This is a genomic window from Streptomyces sp. NPDC031111 (genome assembly GCF_055570675.1).
On the sequence record NZ_JBVIGS010000018.1, the window covers coordinates 159,237 to 179,025 of the forward strand.

Genomic DNA, 19,789 nt, shown 5'->3' on the forward strand with positions numbered 1-19,789 from the left:
AGCCCGAACGGAAGGCGAAGTCGCGCCGGAGGAAATTGTCCCTCAGTGGCGGACGGCGCCGGACCCCGGGGCCGTCACCCCCGACGGCCGGTGTATCGGCCGAACGGCCGCACGAAGGGTGGTGGGGTGGCTACGAATCGGGTACATACGATCGGGTAGCACCAGTCAGTAATGTAATGACTCCATCCCATTCGCGGCGAGGTGAGCCTCATGTCCGCAGCACCCGAGACACCCGAGACACCCCGGTCCCCGTCTCGACCCACCGTCACCGAACGTGAGGCCCGCCAGGTGGCGGAGGCCGCCCGGGAACAGCACTGGCGAAAGCCCAGCTTCGCCAAGGAACTGTTCCTCGGCCGCTTCCGGCTCGACCTGATCCACCCCCACCCCCTGCCCGACGACGAGCACGTCCAGCGCGGGGAGGAGTTCCTCGCCAAGCTCCGCGACTTCTGCGAGACGAAGATCGACGGCGCGCGGATCGAGCGTGACGCCCTGATCCCCGACGACGTGATCACCGGGCTCAAGGAGCTCGGCGCCTTCGGCATGAAGATCGACACCAAGTACGGCGGCCTCGGCCTCACCCAGGTCTACTACAACAAGGCCCTCGCCCTGGTCGGCTCCGCCAACCCGGCGATCGGCGCGCTGCTCTCCGCGCACCAGTCGATCGGCGTCCCGCAGCCCTTGAAGATCTTCGGCACGCGGGAGCAGAAGGAGACGTTCCTGCCGCGCTGCGCCCGCACCGACATCTCCGCCTTCCTGCTCACCGAGCCCGACGTCGGCTCGGACCCGGCGCGCCTGGCCACCACCGCCGTACCGGACGGCGACGACTACGTCCTGGACGGCGTGAAACTGTGGACCACCAACGGCGTGGTCGCCGACCTCCTCGTCGTCATGGCACGGGTCCCGAAGTCCGAGGGCCACCGGGGCGGCATCACCGCGTTCGTCGTCGAGGCGGCCTCCGAGGGCATCACCGTCGAGAACCGCAACGCCTTCATGGGCCTGCGCGGACTGGAGAACGGAGTCACCCGCTTCCACCGGGTCCGCGTCCCCGCCTCGCACCGCATCGGCGAGGAGGGCCAGGGCCTGAAGATCGCCTTGACCACGCTCAACACGGGCCGGCTGTCCCTGCCCGCGATGTGCGTCGGCGCCGGGAAGTGGTGCCTGAAGATCGCCCGCGAGTGGTCGGCGGCCCGTGAGCAGTGGGGCAAGCCGGTGGCGCTGCACGAGGCCGTCGGCTCCAAGATCGCGTTCATCGCGGCCACCACCTTCGCCCTGGAGGCCGTACTCGACCTGTCCTCGCAGATGGCCGACGAGGACCGCAACGACATCCGCATCGAGGCCGCCCTCGCCAAGCTGTACGGCTCGGAGATGGCCTGGCTGATGGCCGACGAACTGGTCCAGATCCGCGGCGGACGCGGCTTCGAGACCGCCGAGTCCCTCCGGGCGCGCGGGGAGCGGGCGGTCCCGGCCGAGCAGATGCTGCGCGACCTGCGGATCAACCGCATCTTCGAGGGCTCCACCGAGATCATGCACCTGCTGATCGCGCGTGAGGCCGTCGACGCCCACCTCTCGGTCGCCGGCGATCTGATCGACCCCGAGAAGTCCCTCGGCGACAAGGCGAAGGCCGGTGCCAACGCGGGCGTCTTCTACGCCAAGTGGCTGCCGAAACTGGTCGCGGGCGCCGGACAGCTTCCCGGCGCCTACGGCGAGTTCAAGCACGGCGTCGACCTGTCCCCGCACCTGCGCTACGTCGAGCGGAGCTCCCGCAGGCTGGCCCGCTCCACCTTCTACGCCATGTCCCGCTGGCAGGGGAGGATGGAGACCAAGCAGGGCTTCCTGGGCCGGATCGTCGACATCGGCGCCGAACTGTTCGCGATGAGCGCCGCCTGCGTCCGCGCCGAACTCCTGCGGAGCCGCGACGACCACGGCCGCGAGGCCTACCAGCTCGCCGACGCCTTCTGCCGCCAGGCCCGCGTCCGTGTCGAGGAGCTCTTCGACCGGCTGTGGACCAACACCGACGACGTCGACCGCAAGGTCGTCAAGGGCGTGCTGGGTGGCGCGTACGAGTGGCTGGAGCAGGGCGTCGTCGACCCCTCGGACGACGGCCCCTGGATCGCGGACGCCACTCCGGGCCCTTCCGAGCGGGAGAACGCCCACCGCCCGATCCGCTGACACAGGAGAGACCCACGGTTCCTCTCGTCTGCGGAGACCCGGACGCGGATCTCGACGACCTGCTGCTGATCGCACACGCCCTCGACGCTTCGCCCGCGGGCCTGGTGACCGACTGAGCGGCGGCTCGCCCACCGGCCGTGCACGGGGCGTCGGCCCACCCGTCGACCCGCAGGGGCGGAGGGAGGGGCCGGGCGGGGAATCCGGCCGCCCCACCGCCCGATCCGCTGGTCGCGCGGACGGGAGGGACCGTCCGGGGAACCGGTCCCTCCCGCACCGGCGGGCCTGGAACACACGCCCGACCCGCCAGGGCGGGGCCCCGACGGTGCGCGGGACCCGACACAATGGGGTCCATGACCGACGCTCCAGCTCCCCTCGCCGACCCGCACCTGGTGTACGACCCCTTGGCGGGAGACGGCCCGAAGGACGTGGTGATCCTCGGCTCCACCGGGTCGATCGGCACCCAGGCCATCGATCTCGTGCTGCGCAACCCCGACCGCTTCCGGGTCACCGGCCTCTCCGCCAACGGCGGCCGGGTCGCCCTCCTCGCCGAGCAGGCCCGCCGGCTGCGGGTGCGCACGGTCGCCGTCGCCCGGGAGGACGTCGTACCGGCGCTGCGCGAGGCGCTGTCCGCGCAGTACGACGCGGGGGAGCCGCTGCCCGAGATCCTGGCCGGTCCGGACGCGGCCACCCACCTCGCCGCATCCGCGTGCCACACCGTCCTCAACGGCATCACCGGCTCCATCGGACTCGCCCCGACCCTCGCCGCCCTGGAAGCGGGCCGCACCCTCGCGCTCGCCAACAAGGAGTCGCTCATCGTCGGCGGCCCCCTGGTCAGGGCGCTGGCCAAGCCCGGCCAGATCATCCCGGTCGACTCCGAGCATGCCGCCCTCTTCCAGGCGCTGGCCGCCGGAACCCGCGCGGACGTCCGCAAGCTCGTCGTCACCGCCTCCGGCGGCCCCTTCCGCGGCCGTACCAAGGAACAGCTGGCGAACGTCACCGTCGAGGACGCCCTCGCCCACCCCACCTGGGCCATGGGGCCGGTCATCACGATCAACTCCGCGACCCTCGTCAACAAGGGCCTGGAGGTCATCGAGGCGCACCTGCTGTACGACATTCCCTTCGACCGCATTGAGGTCGTCGTGCACCCGCAGTCGTATGTCCACTCGATGGTGGAGTTCACGGACGGATCGACACTGGCCCAGGCGACCCCCCCGGACATGCGGGGGCCCATCGCCATCGGTCTCGGCTGGCCCGAACGGGTCCCCGACGCAGCCCCGGTCTTCGACTGGAGCAAGGCGTCCACCTGGGAGTTCTTCCCCCTCGACAACGAGGCGTTCCCCTCGGTGAACCTCGCCCGGCACGTGGGAGAGCTCGCGGGAACCGCCCCGGCGGTGTTCAATGCCGCGAACGAGGAGTGCGTGGAGGCGTTCCGCGCCGGCGCGCTGCCCTTCAACGGGATCATGGAGACCGTCACCCGGGTCGTCGAGGAACACGGCACCCCGGCGACGGGAACCTCACTGACCGTGTCGGACGTCCTCGAAGCGGAGACCTGGGCCCGCACGAGGGCCCGGGAACTGACAGCCCGGACGGCGAGCGCGGAGGCGCGTGCATGACGACCCTGATGTTCATCCTCGGCATAGTCGTCTTCGCGGCCGGCCTGCTGTTCTCGATCGCCTGGCACGAGCTCGGACACCTGTCCACTGCCAAGATGTTCGGCATTCGCGTGCCGCAGTACATGGTCGGCTTCGGCCCGACCCTCTGGTCGCGGAACAAGGGCGAGACCGAGTACGGCGTCAAGGCGATCCCGTTCGGCGGCTACATCCGCATGATCGGCATGTTCCCGCCCGGCCCCGACGGGCGGCTCGAGGCCCGCTCCACCTCGCCCTGGCGCGGCATGATCGAGGACGCCCGCTCCGCCGCCTTCGAGGAGCTCAGGCCCGGCGACGAGAACCGCCTGTTCTACACGCGCAAGCCCTGGAAACGGGTCATCGTGATGTTCGCGGGCCCGTTCATGAACCTGATCCTCGCCGTCGTGCTGTTCCTCATCGTGCTGATGGGCTTCGGCATCCAGCAGCAGACCACGACCGTCAGCTCCGTCTCCCCCTGCGTCATCTCGCAGAGCGAGAACCGCGACGAGTGCAAGAAGTCCGACCCTGAGTCCCCGGCCGAGGCGGCGGGCATGAAGGCCGGCGACAAGATCGTCGCCTTCGGCGGGGTCAGGACCGACGACTGGGGCACCCTCTCCGACCTCATCCGCGACAGCGCCGGCAAGACCGTGCCGATCGTCGTCGACCGCGACGGCCGGGAGGTGACCCTCCGGGCGGAGATCGCCACCAACATGGTCGCCAAGAAGGACGGCAACGGCGCCTACGTCGAGGGCGAGTACGTCAAGGCCGGCTTCCTCGGCTTCAGCGCGGCCACCGGTGTCGTCAAACAGGACCTCGGGGACTCCGTGGTCTGGATGACCGACCGGGTCGGCGACGCCGTCGACTCCCTCGCCGCCCTGCCGTCCAAGATCCCCGCCCTGTGGGACGCCGCCTTCGGTGACGGCCCGCGCGAACCCGACTCCCCGATGGGTGTCGTCGGAGCGGCCCGGGTCGGCGGCGAGATCGCCACCCTCGAGATCCCCGCCTCCCAGCAGATGGCCATGTTCGTGATGCTGCTCGCGGGCTTCAACCTCTCCCTGTTCCTGTTCAACATGCTCCCGCTGCTGCCGCTCGACGGCGGACACATCGCGGGCGCCCTGTGGGAGTCGCTGCGCCGCAACCTCGCCAGGGTGCTGCGCCGCCCCGACCCGGGCCCGTTCGACGTGGCGAAACTGATGCCCGTGGCCTACGTGGTGGCCGGGATCTTCGTCTGCTTCACGATCCTCGTCCTGATCGCCGACGTGGTGAACCCGGTACGGATCTCATAGGTCCCAGGAGACGACACCTGTCGTTCACGACGGCCTGGAACCCTGTGGTTCCGGGCCGTCGCCCTTTGAGCGGGTTTAGGAGCGGGATGTGCTCCGGCATCGGCCCTTGCCGTAATCTCGGAGCCCGGAGCCTGCTGCTCACGGGGAGCCGCACCTAGATCCACGACTTGGGGTTGCACAGCAGATGACTGCGATTTCTCTCGGCATGCCGTCCGTTCCGACCAAGCTCGCCGAGCGCCGGAAGAGCCGGCAGATCCAGGTCGGAACCGTGGCGGTGGGCGGGGACGCCCCCGTGTCGGTGCAGTCGATGACGACGACGCGTACGTCCGACATCGGCGCGACGTTGCAGCAGATCGCCGAGCTGACCGCGTCCGGCTGCCAGATCGTCCGGGTGGCCTGTCCCACGCAGGACGACGCCGACGCGCTGGCGACGATCGCCCGCAAGTCGCAGATCCCGGTCATCGCCGACATCCACTTCCAGCCCAAGTACGTCTTCGCGGCCATCGAGGCGGGCTGCGCGGCGGTCCGGGTGAACCCGGGCAACATCAAGAAGTTCGACGACCAGGTCAAGGAGATCGCCAAGGCGGCCAAGGACCACGGCACCCCCATCCGCATCGGGGTGAACGCCGGCTCCCTCGACCGGCGCCTGCTCCAGAAGTACGGCAAGGCCACCCCCGAGGCGCTCGTCGAGTCCGCCCTGTGGGAGGCGTCCCTCTTCGAGGAGCACGACTTCCGCGACATCAAGATCTCGGTCAAGCACAACGACCCGGTCGTGATGATCGAGGCCTACCGGCAGCTCGCCGCCGCCTGCGACTACCCCCTCCACCTCGGCGTCACCGAGGCCGGCCCCGCCTTCCAGGGCACCATCAAGTCGGCCGTCGCCTTCGGCGCGCTGCTCAGCGAGGGCATCGGCGACACCATCCGCGTCTCCCTGTCGGCCCCGCCCGTCGAGGAGGTCAAGGTCGGCAACCAGATCCTGGAGTCCCTGAACCTCAAGCAGCGCGGCCTCGAGATCGTCTCCTGCCCGTCCTGCGGCCGAGCCCAGGTCGACGTCTACAAGCTGGCCGAGGAGGTCACCGCCGGCCTCACCGGCATGGAGGTGCCGCTGCGCGTCGCCGTGATGGGCTGCGTCGTCAACGGGCCGGGCGAGGCCCGCGAGGCCGACCTCGGCGTCGCCTCGGGCAACGGCAAGGGACAGATCTTCGTGAAGGGCGAGGTCATCAAGACCGTGCCCGAGTCGAAGATCGTGGAGACGCTGATCGAGGAGGCGATGAAGATCGCCGAGGAGATGGAGAAGAACGGCGTGGCCTCGGGCGAACCCGAGATCTCGGTGGCCGGCTGACCTGTTCGGCCCGTCCCGCGTCCGAGGACGGGTCCCGTCCCCGGCCGAAGCGGGGTCCGGGGGCGGCGGCCCCCGGATTCCACAGGTACAGTGCGGAAACCAGCAGACCCCAGTGTGTGAGGCCCCGCACGTGTTGACGCAGACCACATCCCGGGTCCTCGAACCGAGCGACCTGGACGCCGCGCTCGCGGTACTCGACCGCGAGCCGGTCGCGAACGCCTTCGTGACGGCCCGCGTCCAGATCGCGGGCCTGGACCCGTGGCGGCTCGGCGGCGAGATGTGGGGCTGGTACGAGGGCGGCGTCCTGACGTCCCTGTGCTACGCCGGCGCCAACCTGGTGCCCATCTGCGCCAACCGCCGGGCCGTCCGCGCCTTCGCCGACCGCGCCCGCCGGGCCGGCCGCCGCTGCTCCTCCATCGTCGGCCCGGCCGAGCCCACCGCCGAGCTCTGGCGGCTGCTCGAACCCCAGTGGGGCCCGGCCCGCGAGGTCCGCACCCACCAGCCCCTCATGGTCACCGACCGCATGTCCGACGTCATAGCCCCGGACCCCTACGTCCGCCGCGTCCGCAAGGACGAACTGGAGACGGTCATGCCGGCCTGCGTCGCCATGTTCACCGAGGAGGTCGGCGTCTCCCCGCTGGCCGGCGACGGCGGACTGCTCTACCAGGCCCGCGTCGCCGAGCTCGTCGGCTCGGGCCGCTCCTTCGCCCGCTTCGACGCCGACGGCAAGGTCGTCTTCAAGGCCGAGATCGGCGCCGCGACCGACCGCGCCTGCCAGATCCAGGGCGTCTGGGTGGCCCCCGAGCACCGGGGCCGGGGCGTCGCCGCACCCGGCATGGCCGCCGTCCTCCGCTACGCCCTGACGGAGATCGCCCCCGTGGCGAGCCTCTACGTCAACGACTTCAACACGCCCGCCCGCCGGACCTACAAGAGGGTGGGCTTCCAGGAGGTCGGGGCCTTCATGAGCGTGCTGTTCTGACGGGCACGCCCTGTAGTCTCCCCGGCATGCTGCGCTTTCCCGGTCAGGGCCGCCCACAGCCCGACGACATCGTGATCGGCCCCCTCGACCTCGCCGGCCGCGTCGACGAGGCGCTGGCGGTGCAGGCGGTGGCGTTCGGGCTCGGCCCCGACGAGGTGGCCGTACGCCGGCAGATCGTGCTGCGCCACATGACCCTCCCGGGCGCACGGGCCTTCGGCGCCACCGCCAGGGGACGCCTGGTCGGCTTCGTCTACGGCATGCCCAACGACCGCGCCCACTGGTGGTCCACCGTCGTCGAGCCGTATCTGCGCGCCCGGGGCCACGACGACTGGCTCGACGACTCCTTCGTCATCACCGAGCTGCACGTCCACCCCCGGCACCAGGGGCACGGCATCGGGCGCGCCCTGATCACCACCATCACCGACGGCGCCGAGCAGCCCCGCTCGATCCTCTCCGCCATCGACGTCGACAGCCCCGCCCGCCACCTGTACCGCTCGCTCGGCTACCAGGACCTCGCCCGCCAGGTCCACTTCCCCAGCGCCCCCAAGCCGTACGCCGTCATGGGCGCGCCGCTGCCCCTGCTCCGCGGACGGCCCATAACCGATTTCCGCCGCCCCGTCCCGCCCGGCTAACCTCCTGTCATCACCCAGACGCAGCAGGAGTACGAGAACCATGGCGAACGCACCGGTCCAGCGCATGTCCCAGTTGATGGCGAAGACGCTGCGCGACGACCCGGCGGACGCCGAGGTCCTCAGCCACAAGCTGCTGGTCCGCGCCGGCTATGTGCGCCGTACCGCCGCCGGCATCTGGACGTGGCTGCCCCTCGGCAAGAAGGTCCTCGCCAACGTCGAGCGCATCGTCCGCGAGGAGATGGACGCCATGGGCGGCCAGGAGGTGCTGCTCCCCGCGCTGCTGCCGCGTGAGCCCTACGACGCCACCGGCCGCTGGGACGAGTACGGCCCCGAGCTGTTCCGCCTCCAGGACCGCAAGGGCGGCGACTACCTCCTCGGCCCCACCCACGAGGAGATCTTCACGCTGATGGTGAAGGACCAGGCGTCCTCCTACAAGGACCTGCCGGTGATCCTCTACCAGATCCAGTCCAAGTACCGCGACGAGGCCCGCCCCCGCGCCGGTATCCTGCGCGGCCGTGAGTTCCTGATGAAGGACTCCTACTCCTTCGACCTGGAGGACGAGGGACTGGCGCAGTCGTACGCCCTGCACCGCCGGGCGTACCAGAGGATCTTCGAGCGCCTCGGCCTCGACTACCGCATCTGCGCGGCCACCGCCGGAGCCATGGGCGGCTCGAAGTCAGAGGAGTTCCTCGCCCCCGCCGAGGCCGGCGAGGACACCTTCGCCGACTGCCCCAACTGCGACTTCGCGGCCAACACCGAGGCGATCGCGTACGAGCTGAAGCCGGTCGACGCCGCCGGCGTCCCGGCCGCCGAGGACATCCCCACCCCCGACACCCCGACCATCGAGACCCTCGCCGCCCAGCTCGGCGTCGACGCCTCGGCCACGCTGAAGAACCTGCTGGTCAAGGTCGACGGCGAGATCGTCGCCGTGGGCGTCCCCGGTGACCGTGAGGTCGACATGGACAAGGTCGAGGCGCACTTCGCCCCGGCCGCCGTGGAGATGGTCACCGAGGCGGACTTCATCGCCCACCCGCAACTGGTGCGCGGCTACGTCGGCCCGCAGGGCCTGGACAAGGTGACGTACATCGCCGACCCGCGCGTCGCGCCCGGCACCGCCTGGATCACGGGTGCCAACAAGGCCGACACGCACGCGAAGAACGTGGTCGCCGGCCGCGACTTCGAGGTCGACGCGTACGTGGACGTCGTGGTGGTGCAGGAGGGCGACCCCTGCCCCAAGTGCGGCACGGGTCTGCGCCTGGACCGCGCCATCGAGATCGGCCACATCTTCCAGCTGGGCCGCAAGTACGCCGACGCCCTCAAGCTGGACGTCCTCGGCCAGAACGGCAAGCCGGTCCGCGTCACCATGGGCTCCTACGGCATCGGCGTCTCCCGCGCGGTGGCGGCCCTCGCCGAGCAGACCGCCGACGACAAGGGCCTGTGCTGGCCCGCGGAGGTCGCCCCGGCCGACGTCCACGTGGTCGCCGCCGGCAAGGCGCTCCAGACCGAGCTCGCCCTCGACGTCTCCGAGAAGCTGTCCGCCGTGGGCCTCCGCGTCCTGGTCGACGACCGCGCGGGAGTCTCCCCGGGCGTGAAGTTCACGGACTCGGAGCTGATCGGCGTCCCGCAGATCCTGGTCGCGGGCCGCCGCGCCGCCGAGGGCATCGTCGAGCTCAAGGACCGCCGCACGGGCGAACGCGAGGAACTGACGGTCGCCGAGGCCATCGCCCGCCTCACGGCGTGACGGCGTCCCGGGGCCCGTGCCGGCAAACCCGCCGCACGGGCCCCGGCCCGTCTCACTTCCAGGGGTCGGTGAACGACCGGCCGGGCACCGGCTTGGCGATGAGCGCGACGGGCGTGAAGAAGTTGACCTGGCCGATCGCGAACATCAGGGTGGCGAGCGCCTTCGGCTCGTAGTGCTCGGCCACCCGCGCGTACAGCGCGTCGGAGACCCGCTCGCCGTCCGCGGACGGCTGGAGCACGGCCTCCACGAGGGCCAGCGCGGCGCGCTCGGCACCGGTGAAGTACGGCGAGTCCCACCAGGACGCCACCGAGGCGATCCGCTCCTCCGACTGCCCGGCCTTGCGCAGGAAACCCGTGTGCAGGACGGTCAGGTAGGTGCTGCCGGCGATCTGACCGGCGCGCAGCTGCACCAGGCTGATCGTGGAGCGCGGCACCGACCCGTTGCCGGTGACCTTGAACAACGCCGCGGACACCTCCGCCAGCTCGGGAACGAGCTCCGCGGGGTCCTCGGACATCCGCGGAACCATCGGGATCTCCGCCGTGATCGAACGCGTTTCCATAGCCGTCTCCTTCGGGCTGCCTCACTGGCTGACACCGCCCTGACGGATGGCAGTGGAGAAGTGTGACGGCCCCCGGCGCGGAAATCGCGTACGCCTGGCGGACGCCTCCTAGAGCCAGCTCGCGAACTCCAGCAGGAGTTCCGCGTCCTGTTCGCGGCCCACGCGGCGGGCTCGTACTCCCGACTCCACCGCGCGGAACAGGGTCCAGCCGCTCAGGCGTTCGCGGTCGACCTCAAGGGACTCCGCGAGGCGCTTCACACGTCGCCGGGTCGTCGTCGCACCGGACGGCTGCGCGATCAGGTCCTCCACGCGATCACGTACCAGGCGTGCCAGATCGAACGCGTGCTCGCCGACCACCGGGTCCGGTCCCACCGCCAGCCACGGCGTGCGCTCCCCGGCGAGCACCTTGCTCTGCCGGAACGTGCCGTGCAGCAGGCGGTGCTCGGGCGGCGCGGCGAGCAGCTCCTCGCGGGCCGTCAGCGCCGCCTCCACCAGGGGCGCCACCTCGGGATCGGCCGCCGCGCTCGCCGCCATCGCCCGCGCCTGCCGCTCCGTGCGCTCGTCCACCGTCTCGAAGCCGTGCCCCTCCGGCGGGTCCACCCACAGCCGGCGCAGCGTCCCCGCCGCCTCCAGCAACGCCTTCGCCTCCGGCAAGGACCGCACCGACACGTCCGGATGCAGGCGCTCCAGCAGCAGCACCCCCTCGGTCGCCTCGGAGGGCGGCTCCAGCAGTTGCACCGCTCCCCGGCCGCCCCAGTGGGCCAGCGCGGCCCGCTCGCTCTCCGGCCGGGCCCGGCGCGGCGCCAGCTTCAGCACGGCGGGCGTCCCGTCGGCCATGCGCACCAGCACCACCAGGCTGCTGCGCCCGCCCGGCACCTGCACCCGCTCCACGGTCGACTCCCGCTGTGCGACGGCCTCGTGCGCCACCTCCGGCAGCTTCTCCAGCCAGTCGTCGCCCTCGGGCGCCGTCTCACCGAGCGCCCTCACCAGACGCTGCGGCGGTTCGAAAACCATGCGCGAGTCGTTCCCTTCCTGCTGTACGCGGTGCCTGCCGCCCCCGTCACATCACGCGGTCGGCGCCGTGGTCGCCGAAGCCGTACCGCTCCGCTCGGCGAGCCCAGGGAAGGCTACGCTCTCGCCGCTCCAGCGGACCGACCGCACCGCCGCCTCCCGCATCGCCTCGGCGGCCCCTCGGCGTCGTTCACCCGAGCTCGCGCGCACCAGATCGGCGTACACCCCGGCCACCCGGTCCTCGAGCTCCGCCGCCAGCCGGACCGCCGCCGCCGCGTCCGGCACCGGGAACGGCAGCGCGTACCCCGCGGCGGCGGCGACGGGCTTGCCGCCCGCGTCCCCGACCGCGCGCACCAGCGCGTCCCTGCGCGCCCGGTGCGCGTCGTACGCCGTCCGTGCCTCGGTGCGCCGCTCCTCGCCGATCCGCCCGCCGACGACCCCGTAGCCGTACACCGCCGCGTGCTCCGCGGCCAGTGCGGCCTGGAGGGCCCGCAGTTCCTCGTCCTTGGCCTCGCGACCGTTGCTCACCGTCGTGCCTCCGTCAGCAGATACACATGCGCCGCGCCGGCCGCCGCCACCGAGGCCAGCAGCCGGGCCAGCTCACCCGGCGCGTCCAGCAGCGCCTTCGCGTGCCGGTCGGCGATCTCCCGTTCGGCGGCGGCGAGTTGGGCCAGGGCGTCCTTCTCCTTCGCGGGCACGGCGGCCGACGGGGACGCCGAGGCCGAGGGCGAGGCCGACCCGGACGGCGACGGAGAGGCCTTCGGCGGGCCCGCGAACGCCTCCGCGTGCCGTACGACCTCCGCACGCAGCGGAAGCAGCCGCTCCGTCAGCTTCGGATGCGCGGCAAGGACCGCGTCGTACCGCGCGGCAAGCTCCCGGCTGTCCCGGGCGGCACGCGCGCGTGCCCGGTCGGCCGCCGAGGGACGGCTGCCGCCCGAGGCGTCGGACTTCTCGGGCCCGGCGGAACAGCCCGCCACCAGCAGGGCCGCCGGGGCGACGGCGAGCAGACTCCTTCGGCGCGGCCCCGAACGGGCGCGTGGGGACGAGGGGAACGGCACGGCAGACGTCCTCGGGGGGCTCGTACGAACGTGGGGACGAAGGGAGGGCAGGACCGACCCGTGATCACGGTACCCGTGCGCCCGCCCCGGCGCGCTCAGCGGCACCCTCCGTGACCGGGTGGACAGCAACACCCTCCGCGACCGGATACCCTTTGAGCAGACACGCGCCCCATCCCACAACAGCACACGCGGCCGAGGAGTCACCCGGATGAGCACCACCCAGAGCGAGAGGCTTCGAGAACTTCTGGAACCGCTCGTCAGCTCCCAGGGCCTGGATCTCGAAGAGATCGCCGTGGACTCGGTCGGCCGCAAGCGTGTGCTGCGCGTAGTCGTCGACTCCGACACCGGTGCGGACCTCGACCGGATCGCCGATGTGAGCCGCGCGCTCTCGGCGAAGCTCGACGAGACGGACGCGATGGGCAGCGCGGAGTACACCCTCGAGGTCGGAACCCCGGGTGCGGAGCGCCTCCTCACCGAGCAGCGGCACTATGTGCGCGCCACCGGCCGCCTGGTGCGGTTCCAGCTGGCCGAGGGCGGCGAACTGGTCGCCAGGATCCTGAAGGCCGACGACGAGGGCCTCGACCTCGAGGTGCCCGGGGTGAAGGGCCGCAAGGCCACCGCGCGCAGACTCGCCTTCGACGACATCACCAGGGCCCGCGTCCAGGTCGAGTTCAACCGCAAGGACGACGCGTCCGACAAGAAGGACGACAAGAAGGAAGAGGAGGCGTAGCCGTGGACATCGACATGAGCGCCCTGCGGGGCTTGGTACGGGAGAAGGAGATCTCCTTCGACCTGCTGGTCGAGGCGATCGAGTCGGCCCTCCTCATCGCCTACCACCGCACCGAGGGAAGCCGCCGGCACGCGCGCGTGGAGCTCAACCGGGAGACCGGACATGTGACCGTGTGGGCGAAGGAGGACCCCGAGGACCTCGAGGAGGGCCAGGAGGCCCGCGAGTTCGACGACACCCCGTCCGGCTTCGGCCGTATCGCCGCCACCACGGCCAAGCAGGTCATCCTGCAGCGCCTGCGCGACGCCGAGGACGACGCGACGCTCGGCGAGTACGCCGGCCGCGAGGGCGACATCGTCACCGGCGTGGTCCAGCAGGGCCGCGACCCGAAGAACGTGCTGGTCGACATCGGCAAGCTGGAGGCCATCCTGCCGGTGCAGGAGCAGGTCCCCGGCGAGACCTACCCGCACGGCATGCGGCTGCGGTCGTACGTCGTCCGGGTGGCCAAGGGCGTCCGGGGGCCGTCCGTGACCCTGTCGCGCACGCACCCCAACCTGGTGAAGAAGCTGTTCGCCCTGGAGGTGCCCGAGATCGCCGACGGCTCCGTGGAGATCGCCGCGATCGCCCGTGAGGCCGGTCACCGTACGAAGATCGCCGTCCGGTCCACCCGGTCCGGTCTGAACGCCAAGGGCGCCTGCATCGGGCCCATGGGCGGCCGGGTGCGCAATGTGATGGGCGAGCTGAACGGCGAGAAGATCGACATCGTCGACTGGTCCGACGACCCGGCCGAGATGGTGGCGAACGCGCTGTCGCCGGCCCGGGTCTCCAAGGTGGACGTCGTCGACCTGGCGGCCCGGTCCGCCCGGGTCACCGTGCCGGACTACCAGCTCTCCCTGGCGATCGGCAAGGAGGGGCAGAACGCCCGCCTCGCCGCCCGTCTGACCGGCTGGCGGATCGACATCCGGCCGGACACGGAACAGGCCGGGGAATAGATCCAAGCCGCAGGTCGCTGAGATCACGACAGCTTCGCTCGCGGCAGTTGTTCGATTCTTGCCCCAAAGGGGTGAGGTCGCTCCGGGGAGGTAGACTGAGGAGTGTCTGGCCGGACACGTGCTGGCGTATGCCCTGAGCGCACTTGCGTGGGGTGCCGGGAGCGAGCGGTCAAGAGCGAGCTGCTGCGGATCGTGGTGATCGAGGACGCGTGCGTCCCCGATCCTCGCGGTACGCTGCCCGGCCGGGGTGCTTATGTGCACCCCGTCCCGGTCTGTCTCGACCAGGCAGTGCGCCGCAGGGCGTTTCCGCGGGCGCTTCGCGTCCCGGGACCGCTCGACGTAAAGGCGTTGCGCCACTACGTCGAGCAGGCACAAGGTTGCTGAGCAGCGGCTTCCCGCCGGCTGGACAGGCAACACGTAAGAACATGCTGTACGGAACCCCCCGTGCGGTCTGGTACCTCGCGAGTCGAAAGCAGGTCGAGATTGCGATGAGCACTCGATGAGTACGCGATGAGTACGCCCATGAACTAGCGACGGTCCGGACGCAACCCGGACCTCAAAGGAGCGAAGTGGCTAAGGTCCGGGTCTACGAACTCGCCAAGGAGTTCGGTGTGGAGAGCAAGGTCGTCATGGCCAAGCTCCAGGAACTCGGTGAATTCGTCCGTTCGGCGTCTTCGACCATCGAAGCGCCCGTAGTACGCAAGCTGACCGACGCCTTCCAGCAGGGCGGGGGCAACGGCAAGTCCGCCGCGAAGCCCGGCGCGCCCCGGAAGGCGGCCCCCAGGCCCGCCGCGCCCTCTCCGGCGCAGGCGGCTCGTCCGGCTGCCCCGAAGCCGCCGGCAGCCCCCAAGCCCGCCGCGGCCCAGCCGCCGGCGGCACCGTCGGCTCCCTCTCCGGCGCCCTCCGGTCCGCGTCCGACGCCGGGCCCGCGCCCCGCGCCGCGTCCGGCTCCGGCGGCCCCGGAGTTCCAGGCCCCGCCCGCGGCGGCGGCCCCGGCTCCGTCCGGTCCGAAGCCCGCCGCGCGTCCCGGTGCCCCCAAGCCCGGCGGTCGTCCCGCCGGTCCGGGCCAGGGTCAGGGTGGCGGTCAGGGCCGTCCGGCCGGTCAGGGTCAGCGTCCCGGTGGCGGTGCTCCGCGTCCGGGTGCCCGCCCGGCCGGTCCGCGTCCCGGTAACAACCCCTTCACCTCGGGTGGCTCCACCGGCATGGCCCGTCCGCAGGCGCCGCGTCCACAGGGCGCGCGTCCCGGTCCGGGTGGTCCCGGCGGCGCCGGTCCCCGTCCGCAGGCCCCCGGTGGCCAGGGCGGCGGCGGTCCGCGTCCGCAGGCTCCGGGCGGGCAGCGCCCGACCCCGGGCTCGATGCCGCGTCCGCAGGGCGGCGGTCCCCGTCCCGGTGGCGGCCCCGGTGGTCCGCGTCCGAACCCCGGCATGATGCCGCAGCGTCCCGCTGCCGGCCCGCGTCCCGGCCCCGGTGGCCGCGGTCCGGGCGGTGCGGGTCGTCCCGGCGGCGGTGGCGGCGGTCGTCCCGGCGGCGGCTTCGCCGGCCGTCCGGGCGGCGGTGGCGGTGCCGGTCGTCCCGGTGGCGGCGGCGGCTTCGCCGGTCGTCCCGGCGGCGGTGGCGGCTTCGCCGGCGGCGGTGGCCGTCCCGGCTTCGGTGGCCGTCCCGGCGGTCCCGGTGGCCGTGGTGGCACGCAGGGCGCCTTCGGTCGTCCCGGTGGTCCCGCGCGTCGTGGCCGCAAGTCGAAGCGGCAGAGGCGCCAGGAGTACGAGGCCATGCAGGCCCCGTCGGTCGGCGGCGTGATGCTGCCTCGCGGCAACGGCGAGACCATTCGCCTGTCGCGCGGTGCTTCGCTCACCGACTTCGCGGAGAAGATCAACGCCAACCCGGCGTCGCTCGTCGCGGTCATGATGAACCTCGGCGAGATGGTCACCGCGACCCAGTCCGTCTCCGACGAGACGCTCCAGCTCCTCGCGGACGAGATGAACTACACCGTTCAGATCGTCAGCCCGGAGGAGGAGGACCGCGAGCTGCTCGAGTCCTTCGACCTGGAGTTCGGCGAGGACGAGGGCGACGAGGAGGACCTGGTGGTCCGCCCGCCGGTCGTCACCGTCATGGGTCACGTCGACCACGGAAAGACCCGCCTCCTCGACGCCATCCGCAAGACGAACGTCATCGCGGGCGAGGCCGGCGGCATCACCCAGCACATCGGTGCCTACCAGGTCACGACCGAGGTCAACGAAGAGGATCGCAAGATCACCTTCATCGACACCCCGGGTCACGAGGCGTTCACCGCCATGCGTGCCCGTGGTGCCAAGTCGACCGACATCGCGATCCTGGTCGTCGCGGCCAACGACGGCGTCATGCCGCAGACGGTCGAGGCGCTCAACCACGCCAAGGCGGCCGAGGTCCCGATCGTCGTCGCGGTCAACAAGATCGACGTCGAGGGCGCGGACCCGACCAAGGTGCGCGGTCAGCTGACCGAGTACGGCCTGGTGGCCGAGGAGTACGGCGGCGACACCATGTTCGTCGACATCTCCGCCAAGCAGGGTCTGCACATCGACAGCCTCCTCGAGGCCGTCATCCTCACCGCGGACGCCTCGCTCGACCTGCGGGCCAACCCCACGCAGGACGCGCAGGGCATCTCGATCGAGTCCCGGCTCGACCGCGGCCGCGGTGCCGTGGCGACCGTCCTCGTCCAGCGAGGCACCCTGCGGGTCGGCGACACGATGGTGGTGGGCGACGCCTACGGCCGCGTGCGCGCCATGCTCGACGACAACGGCAACAACGTCGCCGAGGCGGGCCCGTCGACGCCGGTCCAGGTCCTGGGCCTGACCAACGTCCCGGGTGCGGGCGACAACTTCATCGTCGTGGACGAGGACCGTACGGCCCGTCAGATCGCCGAGAAGCGCGCCGCCCGTGAGCGCAACGCCGCGTTCGCCAAGCGCACGCGCCGCGTGTCGCTGGAGGACCTGGACAAGGTGCTCAAGGCCGGCGAGGTCCAGCAGCTGAACCTGATCATCAAGGGTGACGCTTCCGGTTCGGTCGAGGCCCTCGAGTCCTCGCTGCTCCAGCTGGACGTCGGCGAAGAGGTCGACATCCGCGTCCTGCACCGCGGCGTCGGTGCGGTCACGGAGTCCGACATCGACCTGGCGATGGGCTCGGACGCCATCGTGATCGGCTTCAACGTGCGCGCCGCCGGGCGTGCGCAGCAGATGGCCGAGCGCGAGGGCGTGGACGTCCGCTACTACTCGGTCATCTACCAGGCGATCGAGGAGATCGAGGCGGCCCTCAAGGGCATGCTCAAGCCGGAGTACGAGGAGGTCGAGCTCGGTACGGCGGAGATCCGCGAGGTCTTCAAGTCGTCCAAGCTGGGCAACATCGCGGGTGTTCTCATCCGCTCCGGCGAGGTCAAGCGGAACACCAAGGCCCGCCTCATCCGAGACGGCAAGGTGGTCGCGGAGAACCTCAACATCGAGGGTCTGCGTCGCTTCAAGGACGACGTCACCGAGATCCGCGAAGGCTTCGAGGGCGGTATCAACCTCGGAAACTTCAACGACATCAAGGTCGACGACGTCATCGCGACGTACGAGATGCGCGAGAAGCCGCGGGTGTAACAGCCCACGGTGTGTGCCGGCCGGCGGGACCGCGGTCCCGCCGGCCGGCTCGTGTGTGCGGGGACGGCGGAGCGGTCCGGTGGGCGCAATATCCGTCGAACGCCGTGCCGCCTTCGTTGTACGGTTCTGATGTCCCTGCCCACCACGGATGGCGGGGCATCGATCCCGTACCGGCGGGTGAACCGGTTGCACACATGTATGTGGGGACGCTGTCCTTCGACCTCCTCCTCGGCGACGTACGGTCGCTGAAGGAGAAGCGCTCCGTCGTCCGCCCGATCGTCGCCGAGCTCCAGCGCAAATACGCGGTGAGCGCGGCCGAGGTGGATCACATGAACCTCCATCGCAGGGCGATCATCGGACTGGCGATGGTGTCCGGTGACGCGGGTCACCTGAGCGACGTACTGGACCGGTGCGAGCGGCTGGTCGCCGGGCGCCCCGAGGTGGAGCTGCTGTCCGTCAGACGGCGCTTCCACGGCGAAGACGACTGACGACCAACCTCTTGAGAACGCAGACAGGAAAGAACGGGAGACGGACCAGTGGCCGACAACGCGCGGGCGAAAAGGCTGGCGGACCTCATCCGAGAGGTGGTGGCCCAGAAGCTGCAGCGCGGGATCAAGGACCCGCGGCTCGGCTCGCACGTCACCATCACGGACACCCGGGTCACGGGTGACCTCAGGGAGGCGACCGTCTTCTACACGGTGTACGGGGACGACGAGGAGCGGAAGTCCGCGGCGGCCGGTCTGGAGAGCGCCAAGGGCATCCTGCGCTCCGAGGTGGGCCGGGCGGCGGGCGTGAAGTTCACGCCGACCCTGACCTTCGTCATGGACGCGCTGCCCGACACGGCACGCAACATCGAGGACCTCCTCGACCGGGCGCGCCAGTCCGACGAGAAGGTGCGCGAGGCGTCCGCGGGCGCCAAGTACGCCGGCGACGCCGACCCGTACCGCAAGCCGGACGACGACGAGACGGACGACACCGCCGAATGACCCAGAAGCACACCACGCCCGACGGCCTTGTCATCGTCGACAAGCCGTCGGGCTTCACTTCGCACGACGTGGTCGCCAAGATGCGCGGCATCGCGCGCACCCGGCGCGTCGGCCACGCCGGCACCCTCGACCCGATGGCGACGGGCGTCCTCGTCCTCGGCGTCGAGCGGGCGACCAAGCTCCTCGGGCACCTCGCGCTGACCGAGAAGGAGTACCTCGGCACCGTACGGCTCGGGCAGAACACGCTCACCGACGACGCCGAGGGGGAGATCACCTCCTCCACCGACGCCTCCGGGGTCACCCGCGAGGCCGTCGACGCCGGCGTCGCCAAGCTGTCCGGCGACATCATGCAGGTGCCCTCCCGGGTCAGCGCCATCAAGATCAACGGTGTGCGCTCCTACAAGCGCGCCCGGGAGGGCGAGGAGTTCGACATCCCGGCCCGGCCGGTCACCGTGTCCTCGTTCTCCGTGTACGACGTCCGGGAGGCCGTCGCCGAGGACGGCACCCCGGTGCTCGACCTGGTGGTGTCGGTCGTCTGCTCCTCCGGTACGTACATCCGCGCCCTCGCCCGCGACCTGGGCGCCGACCTGGGCGTGGGCGGTCACCTCACCGCGCTGCGCCGCACGCGGGTCGGCCCGTACAAGCTGGACTCCGCGCGGACGCTGGACCAGCTCCAGCAGGAGCTGACGGTGATGCCGATCGCCGAGGCCGCCACGGCGGCCTTCCCGCGCTGGGAGGTCGACGCCCGGCGGGCCAAGCTGCTCACCAACGGGGTGCGGCTGGAGATGCCCGAGGAGTACGCCGGCTCCGGAGCCGTGGCCGTGTTCGGGCCCGAGGGACGGTTCCTGGCCCTCGTCGAGGAGCACCGGGGCAAGGCGAAGAGCCTGGCCGTCTTCGGCTGACGGACGGGCGGACCGACGGGCCACGGGGTCCGCGGGTCCGTCCGTGGAGCGGCGTCACGGGGATGGACATGCCGCCGCTCCACGGTCCCCCCTCGGTTCCCCCACCCCTAGGGTTATCCATCCACCCCCGTCTGTTCACCCGTAAGTGCGGGCGCTCGGAGTGAAG

At 71.4% G+C, this 19,789-nt stretch carries 18 protein-coding genes; 14 read left to right on the forward strand and 4 right to left on the reverse strand.

Going from position 1 to position 19,789, the window contains the following annotated elements:
- The first annotated feature begins 210 nt into the window (after positions 1–210).
- The 7 genes from ACZ470_RS31180 to ACZ470_RS31210 all read left to right on the forward strand — a co-directional run bounded on the left by ACZ470_RS31180 (position 211) and on the right by ACZ470_RS31210 (position 9,777).
- Entirely contained in the window at positions 211–2,169 is a 1,959-nt protein-coding gene (locus ACZ470_RS31180; RefSeq protein ID WP_468432610.1) for an acyl-CoA dehydrogenase family protein, read from the forward strand.
- A 350-nt stretch (positions 2,170–2,519) separates the two neighbouring features.
- Entirely contained in the window at positions 2,520–3,782 is a 1,263-nt protein-coding gene (gene dxr, locus ACZ470_RS31185) for a 1-deoxy-D-xylulose-5-phosphate reductoisomerase (RefSeq protein WP_468432612.1), read from the forward strand.
- Positions 3,783–3,790: 8 nt separating this feature from the next.
- On the forward strand, positions 3,791–5,083 hold the full coding sequence (locus ACZ470_RS31190) for a M50 family metallopeptidase (protein WP_468432681.1): 1,293 nt from the start codon (positions 3,791–3,793) through the stop codon (positions 5,081–5,083).
- Positions 5,084–5,267: 184 nt separating this feature from the next.
- Positions 5,268–6,425 (forward strand): flavodoxin-dependent (E)-4-hydroxy-3-methylbut-2-enyl-diphosphate synthase, encoded by a 1,158-nt coding sequence (gene ispG, locus ACZ470_RS31195; protein WP_468432614.1) that lies wholly within the window; start codon positions 5,268–5,270, stop codon positions 6,423–6,425.
- A gap of 130 nt (positions 6,426–6,555) precedes the next feature.
- Positions 6,556–7,404, forward strand: coding sequence for a GNAT family N-acetyltransferase (locus tag ACZ470_RS31200; protein WP_468432616.1), 849 nt, complete (start codon positions 6,556–6,558; stop codon positions 7,402–7,404).
- A 26-nt stretch (positions 7,405–7,430) separates the two neighbouring features.
- Entirely contained in the window at positions 7,431–8,036 is a 606-nt protein-coding gene (locus ACZ470_RS31205; RefSeq protein WP_468432618.1) for a GNAT family N-acetyltransferase, read from the forward strand.
- Positions 8,037–8,076: 40 nt separating this feature from the next.
- Positions 8,077–9,777: a proline--tRNA ligase gene (locus ACZ470_RS31210; protein ID WP_468432620.1), complete on the forward strand. Its 1,701-nt coding sequence runs from the start codon at positions 8,077–8,079 to the stop codon at positions 9,775–9,777.
- Between the two features lie 52 nt (positions 9,778–9,829).
- Here the strand turns inward: ACZ470_RS31210 and ACZ470_RS31215 are convergent, their stop codons facing one another.
- The 4 genes from ACZ470_RS31215 to ACZ470_RS31230 form a co-directional block, all read right to left on the reverse strand.
- A complete protein-coding gene (locus tag ACZ470_RS31215) occupies positions 9,830–10,336 on the reverse strand; it encodes a carboxymuconolactone decarboxylase family protein (RefSeq protein ID WP_468432622.1) in 507 nt (168 codons plus the stop codon).
- Between the two features lie 108 nt (positions 10,337–10,444).
- A complete protein-coding gene (locus tag ACZ470_RS31220) occupies positions 10,445–11,350 on the reverse strand; it encodes an aminoglycoside phosphotransferase family protein (RefSeq protein WP_468432624.1) in 906 nt (301 codons plus the stop codon).
- 51 nt (positions 11,351–11,401) lie between these two features.
- Positions 11,402–11,875, reverse strand: a complete 474-nt coding sequence (locus ACZ470_RS31225) for a ferritin-like domain-containing protein (RefSeq protein ID WP_468432626.1) — start codon at positions 11,873–11,875, stop codon at positions 11,402–11,404.
- The gene (locus tag ACZ470_RS31230) at positions 11,872–12,405 is read right to left on the reverse strand and encodes a hypothetical protein (protein ID WP_468432628.1); all 534 of its coding nucleotides are present in this window, start codon (positions 12,403–12,405) and stop codon (positions 11,872–11,874) included. The genes ACZ470_RS31225 and ACZ470_RS31230 overlap by 4 nt, the downstream gene beginning before the upstream one ends.
- A gap of 208 nt (positions 12,406–12,613) precedes the next feature.
- Here ACZ470_RS31230 and rimP point away from each other — a divergent pair, with 208 nt between their 5' ends.
- The 7 genes from rimP (at position 12,614) to truB (ending at position 19,623) form a co-directional block, all read left to right on the forward strand.
- Positions 12,614–13,135, forward strand: a complete 522-nt coding sequence (rimP, locus tag ACZ470_RS31235) for a ribosome maturation factor RimP (RefSeq protein WP_468432629.1) — start codon at positions 12,614–12,616, stop codon at positions 13,133–13,135.
- Positions 13,136–13,137: 2 nt separating this feature from the next.
- Entirely contained in the window at positions 13,138–14,124 is a 987-nt protein-coding gene (gene nusA / locus ACZ470_RS31240) for a transcription termination factor NusA (RefSeq protein WP_037861923.1), read from the forward strand.
- Positions 14,125–14,226: 102 nt separating this feature from the next.
- On the forward strand, positions 14,227–14,508 hold the full coding sequence (locus ACZ470_RS31245; protein WP_030216796.1) for a YlxR family protein: 282 nt from the start codon (positions 14,227–14,229) through the stop codon (positions 14,506–14,508).
- A gap of 185 nt (positions 14,509–14,693) precedes the next feature.
- Positions 14,694–17,735 (forward strand): translation initiation factor IF-2, encoded by a 3,042-nt coding sequence (gene infB / locus ACZ470_RS31250; RefSeq protein ID WP_468432631.1) that lies wholly within the window; start codon positions 14,694–14,696, stop codon positions 17,733–17,735.
- 194 nt (positions 17,736–17,929) lie between these two features.
- On the forward strand, positions 17,930–18,223 hold the full coding sequence (locus ACZ470_RS31255) for a DUF503 domain-containing protein (RefSeq protein ID WP_184829571.1): 294 nt from the start codon (positions 17,930–17,932) through the stop codon (positions 18,221–18,223).
- A 48-nt stretch (positions 18,224–18,271) separates the two neighbouring features.
- On the forward strand, positions 18,272–18,721 hold the full coding sequence (gene rbfA / locus ACZ470_RS31260; protein WP_468432633.1) for a 30S ribosome-binding factor RbfA: 450 nt from the start codon (positions 18,272–18,274) through the stop codon (positions 18,719–18,721).
- The gene (truB, locus tag ACZ470_RS31265) at positions 18,718–19,623 is read left to right on the forward strand and encodes a tRNA pseudouridine(55) synthase TruB (protein WP_468432635.1); all 906 of its coding nucleotides are present in this window, start codon (positions 18,718–18,720) and stop codon (positions 19,621–19,623) included. Before rbfA ends, truB begins: the two co-directional genes overlap by 4 nt.
- Positions 19,624–19,789 lie beyond the last annotated feature (166 nt).

Excerpts from the sequence above, each read along its gene's own strand:
- ACZ470_RS31220 (WP_468432624.1), bottom strand. The coding sequence starts at position 11,350 with ATGGTTTTCGAACCGCCGCAGCGTCTGGTGAGGGCGCTCGGTGAGACG.
- ACZ470_RS31190 (WP_468432681.1), top strand. The coding sequence starts at position 3,791 with ATGTTCATCCTCGGCATAGTCGTCTTCGCGGCCGGCCTGCTGTTCTCG.
- ACZ470_RS31205 (WP_468432618.1), top strand. The coding sequence starts at position 7,431 with ATGCTGCGCTTTCCCGGTCAGGGCCGCCCACAGCCCGACGACATCGTG.
- rimP (WP_468432629.1), top strand. The coding sequence starts at position 12,614 with ATGAGCACCACCCAGAGCGAGAGGCTTCGAGAACTTCTGGAACCGCTC.
- ACZ470_RS31255 (WP_184829571.1), top strand. The coding sequence starts at position 17,930 with ATGTATGTGGGGACGCTGTCCTTCGACCTCCTCCTCGGCGACGTACGG.
- truB (WP_468432635.1), top strand. The coding sequence starts at position 18,718 with ATGACCCAGAAGCACACCACGCCCGACGGCCTTGTCATCGTCGACAAG.
- ACZ470_RS31210 (WP_468432620.1), top strand. The coding sequence starts at position 8,077 with ATGGCGAACGCACCGGTCCAGCGCATGTCCCAGTTGATGGCGAAGACG.
- dxr (WP_468432612.1), top strand. The coding sequence starts at position 2,520 with ATGACCGACGCTCCAGCTCCCCTCGCCGACCCGCACCTGGTGTACGAC.
- ispG (WP_468432614.1), top strand. The coding sequence starts at position 5,268 with ATGACTGCGATTTCTCTCGGCATGCCGTCCGTTCCGACCAAGCTCGCC.
- ACZ470_RS31215 (WP_468432622.1), bottom strand. The coding sequence starts at position 10,336 with ATGGAAACGCGTTCGATCACGGCGGAGATCCCGATGGTTCCGCGGATG.
- ACZ470_RS31180 (WP_468432610.1), top strand. The coding sequence starts at position 211 with ATGTCCGCAGCACCCGAGACACCCGAGACACCCCGGTCCCCGTCTCGA.